The organism is Streptomyces sp. NRRL B-3229 (genome assembly GCF_000719505.1).
GTDB classification, from domain to species: Bacteria; Actinomycetota; Actinomycetes; order Streptomycetales; family Streptomycetaceae; genus Streptomyces; species Streptomyces griseorubiginosus.
The window spans coordinates 24,295-35,779 of the sequence record NZ_JOGP01000004.1; the positions used below are offsets into that span (position 1 = coordinate 24,295).

Annotated in this window: 11 protein-coding genes; 5 read left to right on the plus strand and 6 right to left on the minus strand. The window is 69.0% G+C overall.

Translation table 11 applies throughout. The features are described from left to right. The first annotated feature begins 1 nt into the window (after nt 1). Both IF54_RS0106920 and IF54_RS0106925 read left to right on the plus strand, forming a co-directional pair. The gene (locus tag IF54_RS0106920) at nt 2-778 is read left to right on the plus strand and encodes a nucleic acid/nucleotide deaminase domain-containing protein (RefSeq protein ID WP_159002087.1); all 777 of its coding nucleotides are present in this window, start codon (nt 2-4) and stop codon (nt 776-778) included. Between the two features lie 17 nt (nt 779-795). Continuing rightward, nucleotides 796-2,604, plus strand: coding sequence for a WD40 repeat domain-containing protein (locus IF54_RS0106925; protein ID WP_030315631.1), 1,809 nt, complete (start codon nt 796-798; stop codon nt 2,602-2,604). Between the two features lie 326 nt (nt 2,605-2,930). Here the strand turns inward: IF54_RS0106925 and IF54_RS0106930 are convergent, their stop codons facing one another. The 3 genes from IF54_RS0106930 to IF54_RS0106940 are packed head-to-tail and all read right to left on the minus strand — an operon-like array spanning nt 2,931 to nt 5,808. After that, nucleotides 2,931-4,343 carry a hypothetical protein gene (locus IF54_RS0106930; protein WP_234438925.1) on the minus strand — a complete coding sequence of 471 codons (1,413 nt, stop codon included), beginning with the start codon at nt 4,341-4,343 and terminating at the stop codon, nt 2,931-2,933. A gap of 14 nt (nt 4,344-4,357) precedes the next feature. Next, nucleotides 4,358-5,488, minus strand: a complete 1,131-nt coding sequence (locus tag IF54_RS0106935) for a WXG100 family type VII secretion target (protein ID WP_030315635.1) — start codon at nt 5,486-5,488, stop codon at nt 4,358-4,360. Further along, nucleotides 5,485-5,808, minus strand: coding sequence for a hypothetical protein (locus IF54_RS0106940; protein WP_030315636.1), 324 nt, complete (start codon nt 5,806-5,808; stop codon nt 5,485-5,487). The genes IF54_RS0106935 and IF54_RS0106940 overlap by 4 nt, the downstream gene beginning before the upstream one ends. A 539-nt stretch (nt 5,809-6,347) precedes the next feature. Here IF54_RS0106940 and IF54_RS43875 point away from each other — a divergent pair. The 3 genes from IF54_RS43875 (at nt 6,348) to IF54_RS0106955 (ending at nt 7,502) form a co-directional block, all read left to right on the plus strand. Then, nucleotides 6,348-6,476 carry a hypothetical protein gene (locus tag IF54_RS43875; protein WP_267884946.1) on the plus strand — a complete coding sequence of 43 codons (129 nt, stop codon included), beginning with the start codon at nt 6,348-6,350 and terminating at the stop codon, nt 6,474-6,476. A 67-nt stretch (nt 6,477-6,543) separates the two neighbouring features. Next, nucleotides 6,544-6,951 carry a hypothetical protein gene (locus IF54_RS0106950; RefSeq protein ID WP_159002089.1) on the plus strand — a complete coding sequence of 136 codons (408 nt, stop codon included), beginning with the start codon at nt 6,544-6,546 and terminating at the stop codon, nt 6,949-6,951. After that, complete coding sequence (locus IF54_RS0106955; protein WP_030315639.1) at nt 6,948-7,502, plus strand: type VII secretion system-associated protein; 555 nt, start codon at nt 6,948-6,950, stop codon at nt 7,500-7,502. The genes IF54_RS0106950 and IF54_RS0106955 overlap by 4 nt, the downstream gene beginning before the upstream one ends. A 335-nt stretch (nt 7,503-7,837) precedes the next feature. Here IF54_RS0106955 and IF54_RS39480 read toward each other — a convergent pair whose 3' ends face one another. The 3 genes from IF54_RS39480 to IF54_RS0106970 form a co-directional block, all read right to left on the minus strand. After that, nucleotides 7,838-8,506: a hypothetical protein gene (locus tag IF54_RS39480; RefSeq protein ID WP_234438926.1), complete on the minus strand. Its 669-nt coding sequence runs from the start codon at nt 8,504-8,506 to the stop codon at nt 7,838-7,840. Further along, entirely contained in the window at nt 8,503-10,719 is a 2,217-nt protein-coding gene (locus IF54_RS0106965) for a DUF6571 family protein (RefSeq protein WP_030315643.1), read from the minus strand. The genes IF54_RS39480 and IF54_RS0106965 overlap by 4 nt, the downstream gene beginning before the upstream one ends. A gap of 118 nt (nt 10,720-10,837) precedes the next feature. Continuing rightward, the gene (locus IF54_RS0106970; RefSeq protein ID WP_234438927.1) at nt 10,838-11,272 is read right to left on the minus strand and encodes a hypothetical protein; all 435 of its coding nucleotides are present in this window, start codon (nt 11,270-11,272) and stop codon (nt 10,838-10,840) included. Nucleotides 11,273-11,485 lie beyond the last annotated feature (213 nt).

Below are 11,485 nucleotides of genomic sequence, written 5' to 3' on the forward strand. Positions count from 1 at the left end.
GATGAATGACAGCGATATTCGGCGCATCGGCGACATCACCGTTCCCCTGACCGTGGGCCCGTACTTCACGACGTCCGGGTCCGACCCCGTACCGCTGCACGAGTTCGCCCGGTCCGTCGACCGCACGGTCGTACTCGACGAGTGCCGGGAGTGGACGCGGTTCGGCTCTGACCGCGGGTTCGAGATCTGTGCCGACCAGGAGGGCGTCGTACGCGCCGTGCTCCTCGACTGGAGCGAGGACCCGCGGTTCGTGAACGCGACCGCGGAGGCCTTCGCCCAGTCGCTCCTCGCCCTCGACCAGGCCCTCGCCGTGATCCTCGGCACCGACGAACCGCGGACGGCCTCCGCCGCGTACGCGGAGTTGGAGCAGCGGTTGCGGAACATCGATCCGCGGGCGTTCGAGGGGCGCGAGCACTGGTGGCCCCTGGTCCTCGACGACATCCGGGACACCGCGAGCGCGGAGTGGTTCACCGCCTTCGAGATCGTCGACGGACAGGGCGAGAAGCAGATCATCACGCAGGCCGGCGACATCGGCGTCCACCCGGAGGAGCGGCTGTGGGCCCGGTTGCAGGCAGCGGGGGTCGAGCCTGACCAAGTGCTGCGGATCCACACCGAGTTGGAGGCCTGCTTCATGCCGGGCCACTACTGCTCGCTGTGGCTCGGACAGGTCTTTCCCGAGGCGCAGCTGACGCACAACTTCCCTTACGGCGAGACGGCCGAGTCCCGCGCCGAGGGCATCCGGCAACTGCGTGAGGCAGCGGCCCAGCAGCCGCAGTAGAGGGGAATCAGCACATCATGACCGCCGGTACGACCGCCGCGACCACCGCCACGCCGGACATCACCGCCTGGCCGCCGCTGGACGAGAACAAGCGGTCCCCGGGGCAGCGGTTGCTCCACTGGGCGGCCGACGGCGAGGGGCCCCGGCTGTGTCTGGTGCGGGGCGCCGGAGGCAGCGGCAAGAGCGCTCTGCTGGCCTGGCTCCTGGCCGGGACCGTCGGCCGGCCGGGCCTCACGATCCATGCCACCGTGCCGTCCGAGGGACTGACCACGGAGACCTTCGCCTGGGAACTGGGCCGCCAGCTCGGCTACGGCGCCCTCTCCCCCGGCCGTCTGCTCGACCGAGTCGGCGCCGACGAACGGCCGTTGCTGCTCCTCGTCCCCGATCTGCACCGGGCGGGAGCGGGCCCGGCGGACCTGCCGTCCGCCGCGCCGGAGACCCTGGTCGCCGAACTGCTGGAACCACTCCTGGCCCTCCCCCACCTGCGCGCGGCCGTCGAGGTCGGGACGTCGGAGTTGCTGGCCACGCACAGCGGTACCGCCGTCGTGGACCTGGGTGAAGGCGTCGGCCGGGGCACCGGGCGGGCGTCGTACGCCGATCTCGCCGCCGCGGTCCCGCGTACCGCAGGCGACCGCCCCGACTGGTCCCGGGCGCCCGCCCCGGTGCGGCGCCGCATCCTCGACGCGGCACTGCGCGCCGACGGCCAAGAGGTGTCCGTCCGGGGCCTGTTGACCGATCCCGGGTTCCTGGTGCACGGCTCGGCCGCCGCGCTCACGGCCACCCTCGCCGACGAACGCATCCCGGTGCCCGGCCGGTTGCGCGAGGTGTGGAGGCGGGCCGCGCCGGAGTTGACGGCGTATCACGCCGACAGCGCCGAACGGGCCGCCCTCCTGCACGCCGCCGCGATCGGCACGGACCCGGACCTCGCCGAGTACCTGCGACCGCTCGCCGCACAGCACTGGTGGTCCGCGGAGTGGGCGCGGCCCGCCCTGCCCGTGACCGCGCTGGCCCTGATCCCTGGCGAGGAGCGCCAGTTGATGGCCTCGGACGCGACCGGGCGGCTGCGGACGTACGACGTGGAGGGCGGGGCAGGGGCACCTCTCACCGCCTCGCCCCGCCTCTCCGAAGAGTCCGCCGACTCGCCGTCGGCGCACCCCTATGCCGTACGACCGCGCTCTCTCGCTCCTCGCGACGCCCGCTCGGCGCTGTTGCTCGACGGGTCCGACGCGCTGCTGCCGCTCGTGACCGAGGACGACCCGACCACGGCGTTCGCGCTCGGGCGGATCGCCGAGCACCACGGCGCGGCCGCGCTCACCGGGGAGGAGTCGCTGGTCACCGCGCTCGGCGGCGGTAGCGACCGGAGCCCGTACGCGGTGGTCGGCGACCGGGGCGGCTCGGTGCACGTGTGGTCCCTGGGCGAGTACCAGGACGTACCGCGCTCCCACCGGGTGCATGAGCAGCCGGTCACGGCCGCGGCCTGCGTCGACACCGCCGACGGGCTGACGCTCACCTTCAGTGCCGGGGCGGACGGTTCGGTGCGGCTGTGGGAGATCTCGGCCGAGCCGATGCCGGTACCGGTGCAGCAACGGCCGCACCGGACCACGGCGCTGGCCGCGGCGGACACCTCCGCCGGCCCGGTGCTGGCCGCGGCCTGGAGCGACGGCGAGCTGCATCTGTGGCACGTGCTGTCCGGCAGGGTGCGGGTACTGCCCTGGCTGCGGCGCTGCGACGCCCTGGCGCTGACCCCAGAGGGGCTGCTGGTCATCGGGGACTCGGAGGGGCTTTGCGGGGTACGGCTGCGGTGGGATGCGCTCTGGGAGGGCTGAGGTGGGTGTCGGCCGACCGACGGGGCCGCATGCCGCGGTGACGGCAGTCACCGGTTCGCGGGCCGGTGCCGGAGCCGTGAAGGAGATCCCGGCTGCCATCAGCGTGGCCGGCGCCGGAAACTCCTCCTCGGCCTCGAAGACTTCGGTGCACACGTACACCGCCACTGCCTGCGGTGTTCGCGGGAGGGCAAGCTGGAAGGTGGCGGTGCGTTCGGCCGAGGTGTACTCCCCAGCGACTTCGAACAGCGCCCCGGGGGCTCTCGGCCTGCCCTCGTGGAGTACCTGCGGCACGTTCCATCAGCTCACCTGCTCACCTGCTCACCTGCTCACTGCGGCGAAGGGACCGCACGGTCACCGGTACGCGCCACCGCCCGCACCATGAAGCCGACGCCTGGAGCCAGCACACCCGCCAGGGCGACCCACCACCGCCAAACCCCACTGTCAGGGACGAGCAGCAGGGTCACCAGGCATCCGAACGCCACCGCGAACCCCGCAACTCCCGACAGGGACGCGGTCACGAGCCATCCGGCCCCGAGATCCAGTGTCCGAACCCGCCGTTCGAAGTCTGGGCGCGCAGCTTCGGTAAGACCCTCCGCTACAGCCTCCTCAGCCACCCGGATCGGGACGGCGCCCGGCAAGTGCCACCCATCGTCGCTCACCAACTCGGCGAGAACATCCCGGCCTCGCCGCTGCGAGGGGTGCCAGAGCAGCCAGCCCCTCGTACCGATGAGCACTTCTCCGGCCGGCTCGATCCCCATCTGGGAGTGAAAGGGAATCCCCTGCCCACGCCCCTCCAGCACAAGGCACTGCACCCTGCGCGTGTTCTCCCGACGCTTCTTCTCATCGGCGCCTTCGGGGCTTCCGGGCGGGGGCACTTCGGTGTGCTGCCCCGTACCGCCGACGGTCACCCGTAGGGCGTGCCAATCGGGGGTCACGGTGCGGGCGGGGCGGTGGGTGGCCTCTGATCGCCACGCACCGACGACCAAGGCGAGGGTCACCAAGGCCCATAGGCCCCCCAAGTCCCGCGCCGTGCCGGACTCCACAGCTCGCCCGGCGAGTTGGCGCTTCACCTCCGCGAGTCGATCATCACCGATGGCACCGAGTTCAGGCTGCTCCGGCACATACGCCACGTACAGCTTGCCGCTGATGCCCTGGCGCCGGTGCGTGGCGGCCTCGAAGGTGGCGGGTACGCCTTCCTTCCGGGTCGGCGAGGGAAGCAGGACGGTGTAGTCGGCCTGTGCGGAGGAACGAGGGCTCCAGCCGGCATCTTCGTTCTCGATCTTCACGATGGGGAGCCGTTCGATCACCGCGCCCGCCTCGGCCAGCACCGCGCTCGTACCTGTACCGCGAGCGTCGGCGGCGGCCAGGGCCACCCACAGCGCCGTCAGCGTAGGCACCACGACCAACAGGCTTACGAGGCGCGCCGACTGCCGGCCTCCCCCTCGCAAGCGCAACGGCACCGTGCCCTCGCCACACCCGGGGGTGGCCGATGCGGCTCGCACGACCCACCGGTACGTATCGCGCCGGGACTGGTCGCCGTTTCGCAGCGTCACCACCCCCCACACCACGAGACACGCGGCAAGCGATGCCAGCGAGCACCACAGGAGGACAGCGCGCACCGGTGTAGCTCCCAGAAAGAGCCACACGGTAGTCAGCACCACGAGGGCCGAGGGGGCCGCCAAGGTGACGAACCGTCCGCACCGCGGAAAGTGGCGGGTGTCGGTCACATCCTTGCTCATGGTCCACCCGCTACTCACCCGAACGCTCCATATCTCCGCTGATCAGGACGCTCCCTTAGAGCCCTGGCGTCCTCACTCGCACGCCTCTTCGCGTCAGCGGCCGCGCCAGGCCTGTCCTTTTCCTCCTCCGCGTTGGGATCGCCGTTGACCGCACCATCGCTGGACTTGGAAAGGTTGCCTCCCGCACCAAGACCGAAACTCACAGGGACGTTGGTGGCCAGATCGCCCGTGAGACCGCGAGCCCGGGACAAGGACCGTCCGTCCGTCGCCCGGTGAACCGCGGCACTTCCAGCCCCACCCGTGAGCCCTCCCGCTACGGCGCCAAGCGTCATCTGTGAGGCGTCGAACCGATCACCGTTGCGAAGGTTGTTGACGGTGTCACCGGCAACCGACGAGAACGCGCCCAACACCGTGCCGTCCACGGCCGTCGCGACCACTCCTCCGCCGAGCCTGGACGCCAGATGGCCTGCGGCGAACGTGCCGCCAAGAGCGCCAAGGCCACCGTTGTACAAGTTGCTCATGTACTCGGGTTTCTCGCCCGTGGCCAGGTTCGTCACGATGCCTGTGCCAGTCCCGGCAGCCCACTGCGCACCTAGTTCGACCGCAAGCCCCAGAACCTTCTTGTCTCTCACGGACGTCCGAATGGTTTGGAAGAAACGTGCGGCAGCCCCCAACAATCGCCCCAACCTCGTAGCCGCCTCCGCAGCCTGCGCTCCCAAGCGCAGCGCGTTCGCCGCCCCGGCCGCCGCCGAGAACCCGACAGTGACGAAGGAGAGCAGTACGGACGCGCCGATCGAAACACCGATCTCGAGGTAGATCTGATGAATCTCGTCATTGATCTCCTCAATGTGGTCCGCCGCCTTCTCGAGCCCTCTCGAGGCCTGCTCGAAAAGCGGCATGGTCTGCTCGACCGCCTTCCCGACATCCCGCCAGTACTCCTGGAAGGCGTCGGCCGATTTCCCTCGCCAGTGCTCACCGAGGACACACCGCACTCTTCGGTCGAGCCCTCCGTACGCCTCCTCCAGTTCCTCCCCCACCGTCCGCCACGCCTTGGCTGCCGTACGCAGCACATCGGGTCGGCCACCGGGATTCACGACCTCGATCCCGGCTTCGTACACCTTCTCGGCGACGCTCTCCTCGCTCAACTCTTCCCACCCTCAAAGAGTCCGGCGAGAGCGTCGTCCGCCGCTTCCGAGTTCTTCGCGTTGTCCTGGGCGGCCTGACTCACCGCCTCGAATTGCCGAGCCAGACTCCCCAACGCCTCGACCATCTCCGCGGCCAGGTCGATGTAGGCCGATGTGACCTCTTCCGACTCCGTCAGAAATCCGAAGCCGTCATGGATCTGCTCCGCACCCGCTCTACGCTCGAATACTTTGACCGCACTTGCCAGGTCACGGGCCCGAGTGTCGAACGCCCCCGCCAGCTGCCCCAGTTCCCGCGCGTCCAAGTAGAAGTTCCCAGACATACGCCGCTCCGCGCTCCCCGTCGTTCGAGATCTTGACGTGCACTTCCGCAACCCCGCTGCGACCGAAGAGTCACGGGCTGCACACGATGGAAGGACGGAGTCAACTCAGTGCGGACGCGCGTCATTGCACCGACGGCTCGGCGAAGTGCGCCGGATCCGCCCGTTCCTTGTCCGTGAGCGGGTCCGAGGAGAACGTCAAGTCGCTGCCCTCGACCGGCGTCCCGCGACGAGCTTGCAGGAGGACACGGGCGCTCACTCCAACGTCGACCAAAAGTCAGCAGCTTGCACGCGATGGGAGTGCTCAGGCTGTGAGGCGCTGGACCGCATGATTGAATCACCCAAATGATCAACGGTACTTGCGGCGGTACCCCCTCGCGCGACCTGCCCACGGTGGTGAAAGCCGTCGCGCAACAGCAGGCCTCACCGCGGGAGTTGCTGGATGCCTGATTGGGCGCCACGGTGTACTGAGCCCGCCCGGACCTCCCGGCGTGTACATCGCCGAAACGCCGGAAGACCAAGTGATGGGCGTCTGAACGCCGTTGGAGGAACTGGCGCGCTTCGCGACCGAGTGCGACTGGTTCTCCACGACGGGATCGGACCTGCTGGCGCAGTTGCCGCCCCGGGTGGACATCGTCCTCGACCCGTCGGGCCTCACCCTCTGCGGATGAGCCCCGGGGCTCTGGACCCCCGACGCAAGCCCCCACCCACCACTTCCCTGCCCCCTGGATGGACCCGATGAGTGGCCTGGTTCCCCACCGTTTCGATGTGCTCGCCTACCACGGAGAGCGGCACGCCCCCGCAGTGCTGCGCTGGGAGGGAGGGGACCACGACTACACCGTGACCGCCGACGGCCCGTGGGGCCGGGTGACCGGCCGAGGGACCGACAGCTTCGAGGCCCTCGTGCGCGTCCGTGAGCAGATCGAGCCCGCGGGCTGGCTTCTCGGCGTCAACGGTGCCCGCCGCGACACCTGGCCCTCCGGGATGTGCCGCGGCATGGGCGGCTTCCTTGTCTACCGCCTGACTCCTCACCAGCGCCTCAGCGGCGCGGACCGCATCCAGACCTTCCACGAGGCGCCCCGGGAAGCCCTGGCCACCGTCGACGAACAGATCCGCTTCGAACAGCAATGGAACGCGACCCCGTGACGACACCTCCCACCGTCCCTCCGGTCACCGAGGCCCTCCGCGCCCAGGCAGCCCGCCAACGCGGCGGCTACGTCTACGCGATCGACCCGTACTTCGACGCCGACGGGGCTGTACCGCCGTACGGGATCGTGGGCGGCTGGTCCGTCGACGAGGAGGGCCGGCTGGTCACCTTCAGCCACAACCCGAACTACCGGCCGTCCCCCGTGGCCCTGGAGTTCCCCGCTCCCCCGACCCCCCTGGACGCCGCCATCCAGAAGGCCGTGACCGGCTACGCGGGCGAGGCGGAACTGCTCGCCGCCTTCCGCGAAGCCACGCTCATGCTCTTCGCCCAGGAGGGACAGCAGGGCCTGTACACGGTCACCGAGGACGACGGCAGCCGTTACGTCCCCGCCTTCACCCACCCGAGCCACACGCCTGACTCCTGGCACCAGTGGCACCACACCCCGGGCCACCAACTCGCGGCCGCGGGCGTCCCGGTGCGCCTCAATCCGGGGCATCGCCTCAGCTTGACGATTCCGGCGGAGGCGCTGCGGCAGCTGGGCGGCCGCTGACGCCGGTCATCTGAGTACGCGGCGCAGAGGACCGGCGTGCATGAGCCGCCGGGTCCTTCACGAAGCGCACCGTCGGACGTGCATCTCCGTCCCGGGAACCATTGGTCGTCCAGCCCCTGCCCTCGGCGGCCGCCGACGCCCACGTTCAAGAGGACAGGGCCGCTGGCTCGCCGCACCCGTGCCGAGCACGACTGCTCGCCGAAGTGCGCCAGATCCGCCCACTGCTTCTTGGTGAGGGGTCAGCCGACCGCACTGCTCACCCGAACAGGGCCCCTGAGGCCCTGCCCCGTTCTCATTCCTTGTGCCCCTGTTCATTGCACAAAGGGCTGGCCAGGTCATTGCGTCGACGAACTACTCGAAGAGTTCGGGGAGCTCGAACCGGAGTTCCCCGTGGAGCGAATCGCGGCACACTTGAACACTTCGCCGCCGATGTACCGCGCGGCGATGGTCGCGGCCGAAGCGAACGTGTTGCGCTGCCCCTTGTCGAGCGTCCGGGTCGGCGGCATATTGGCCACCTCGACTTCGAGGAGTTCGTGCTTGCTCACGGTCCGCCCCTCCCAGGCGCAGGGGATGGCGACGAAGGCACGGTTCTTCTCCACGTACCCGACAGCAGAGTCGACCTTGAACGACTTGACGGTGAAGGCATTGGGCGACCAGTACTTGTCGAGATTCTCAAGATCGTCCGAGTGCCAGAGGTAGTCGATCCGGACGGAGTCCTCTTTCCCAGAGAGCTCGCACCTCCCGGCAGCCGTCCACTTCGCAGGAGAGAACTTGACGGTCTTCTCCGAAACGACACCGCTGTCACCGACCAGCGTCGCGAAGGCCTGCCCCTTGAGCTTGCCGTCGCACACCGAGGTGCTGCGGTTGTCCGTGCTGTCGTCATCCTGGCCGCTGCACCCGGTCAGGACCAGGACTGCCACCGTGACAGCGGCCCAGACCCTCAGGCCCTGCCGAGGTTCACGGGCTACGCGCGCCTCGCGAGGATTCAGCACTATGGAGTTCATCGCCCGCTCCCGGAAGAGTTCCACGTCGCCCCCGTGGTGTGCCCGTCGTCCGCTGCCCGCGCCGCGTACTCGGCCAGTGTGTTGAGCTTCTTAGCGGGCATGTCCACTCCCGAGTTCCTGATTGCTTCGCGGAGCGAATCCGCGGTGGAGTCCCGCACGGCCGTGCGTCCTTCCGCGTACCTGGTGTACGCCTCTTTCTGAGCCTCGTCGGTGGTGTCCTGCTGGACCTGCTCCACCACCATGGCCTGGATGTCCTCGACGGCCCAGCCCGCGATGGTTCCGACGATCGGAGCCGCTGTCCCCGTCACCGCGCCGACCGCCATGCCGAGGCCCCGCCCGGCCCACTTGTCGCCGGTCGCCACAGCATCGTTGAAGTCCTTGTCGGACGCCGAGTGCTCCTCGAAGATCGCCTGATCACGGGCGTCGCTGAGAATCCCGGCCACGATGCCGCCCGGATGCGCCACATTCCCCATCGCGGGAGTCATCACGTCGTAGTCGGGGTGCTGTTTCGCCACCTCCTGCATCCAGATAGCGGTGTTGGCTTGCGAGGCCTCGCTAATCGCGACGTAGGCATCCGGATCGCGTCCGACGTTCGCAAGAAAGGGCACGAGCGTGCCGGTCTCGAAGCCGTTAGGAGGATTGACAGGTTCCCCGAAGGGCTTGATCGTGCCCTGTTCATTCCCGAACGCCGCCTGGACGTCCGCCATGTACTCGGCCGTCATGTTGCCCAGGCTGTCCCGCATCTCGTCACGGGGAGAGCCGCTGACCAGTTCGGGGTCACCGCCGATGGTCTCTACGAGTTCGTTCATCAGGGCCGCGCGCTCTGCGGTGTGCTTGACGGGAGCACCATTGTCGTCGAAGGCGCGACCCGAGGTGGCGGACTCCATCGCGTGGCCGAGGTTGTTGTAGCCGCTCGGGTTGGCAGGGTCGCCCGTGTATCCGGGTCCCTCGGGCCAATGCCGGTCCTTGAGCAGGTAGTCGAGGTGGTCCACCTTCTCACCGTCGATCGTGGCCTCCGAGGTGAGGAACTCGGTGGATGCGTCGGGGTTGTGGCCCAGGGCGTCCATGAAGCCGGTCATCGGGTCGAGCGCCCCGATGTTGGTCGTGCCCAGCGTCCGTGGGTAGCCCCAGTAGGCGTCCGGGTTCTGCCCCCCGTTCGCGCCGTTCTTCTCCGCGGTGATCAGCGCGTCGCCGTAGTCCTGGAGGAAGTCCTTGTCCCACTTGCCCTCGCTCATCAGGCTGCTGGTGAGCTGGTAGCCGCTGAGGCCGTACGGCGACTCGGTGGGGTTGGCGTTGAAGTCGCGCTGGCCCGCCTTGAGGAGGTCGTTCTGGAACTTGGTGATCTCCGGGTCGGGGCCGCCCTTGCGGTGGTCGTCCGACGTCGTGGCCGTACCGATGGTCGTGCCCAGGTTCGCCTTGAGTTCCTTGAGCTGGGCCAGCTGCGCCTTGGAGAGCGTGGTGCCGGCCGGCGGGCTCATGAGCTCGTTGTACTTGCTGAGCATGTTCTCGCCACCGGTCTTGACGGCGAAGTCCCGTGCGAACTCGGGGTCGTTCTTGTTGGCGGACAGGAGCAGGTTGAGCTTGGTGATCTCGGCGTCGGAGAGACGGTCCTTCTTGTTCATCAGCGCGGCGGCCTGATCGGCCTCCACGGCGTCGAGGGTCGTGTAGACGCTGGTGTTGAAGGAATCGCTGTCCCCACCGTTGGCGTCGCGCTCCAAGGCCGAACTGGCCGCCTCGTCGGCGGCGGTGGCCACTTCCAGGACCCGTGTCAGCCGGGAGACGAGCGAGTCCAGCTTCTTCTTGCGCTCCTCGGCGAGGCCCGGCGAGGCAGACGCGGTGGGGCTGTCCTGCCGCGGGTCGACGTCCTCGACGCGGCCGTCGTCGTAGACCTTGTAGTGGTCGTCGCGCGCCTCGTCGAGCAGGGCATGCAACTGCTTCTGGGAGGCGGCGAATTCACCGTGCGCGTCCTGCAACAGCTTGCCGATGCGCTCCGCCTCGGTGGCGGCGTTCTCGTACTCCGTACGGGCCTTGCCCATGGTGACGAAGGCGGCGTCGGCCGCGTCCCCGTCCCAGTGGCCCTTGAGGTGGTTGACGACGCGCTGCTCGAACTCCCTTTGCAGCGCCTCGTACTTGGCCGGCAGGGCCGCCCAGGAAGCGGCGGCGTCGGCCAGCGGCGCCAGGTCGGCCTTGTCGAGGTAGGGGATGGACACCATGTGCGACTGCTCCTTGGGAAGGGTTCCGGTACGACTCGATGGCGCTCCCGGGTGCGGCGCCACAGCCCTGCGGCTCTCGCGCGTCTACGCCTCTACGGCGCGCCCGGGGCGGCTCAGCTCACCCGAAGGGGGTGCTGATCGCGTTCTGCCGGGCCCGTTCCTCCTGCTCGGTGCGGGTGTAGTGCCCGCTGGTGGCGTGGAGCTTGTCGCTGATGTCCTGGAGCAGTCGCTTGAGATTCTGGACCTGGGAGCCCCAGCGGACGTCCATGGTCACCAGGGAGCCGGCGGTCGCCCAGGAGCCGCCCTCGGCCATCCCGCCGGCCGTGTGCTTGTTCAGGCCGCGGGAGGCGCTGAGGCAGTCGTCGTCGGCGCCGTTGTCGACGTTCTCGGTGTCACCGCGCAGCTCCACGAGGGCGTTGGCGGCTTCGTCGAGGCGCTGGGTGTCGACGTTGGTACCACCGCCGCCACCACCTCCACCGCCGTCCGCGGGCACGGAGTTCAGCCGCGTCCGAGGAGTTCCGCTCTGTGATGCCCCGTCGAAGGGAGTACTCATCCCTTATCCCATCCCCGTTGTGTCAGTGGTGGACATGCCCGGTTCGCTCACACGACCGCGGGTTGCGTTGCACGCATTAGCCGTGAGGTGCCCGTTCCGGCCGAACCGAGGGCTCGGCGCCTAGGCAAGAACATGCCAATCAAGCAGGCCGAACATACCGGATCTTTCTTTGCGTGGACCAGCGGTCAACGGGCTGTGAGACCCAGTCGGCTT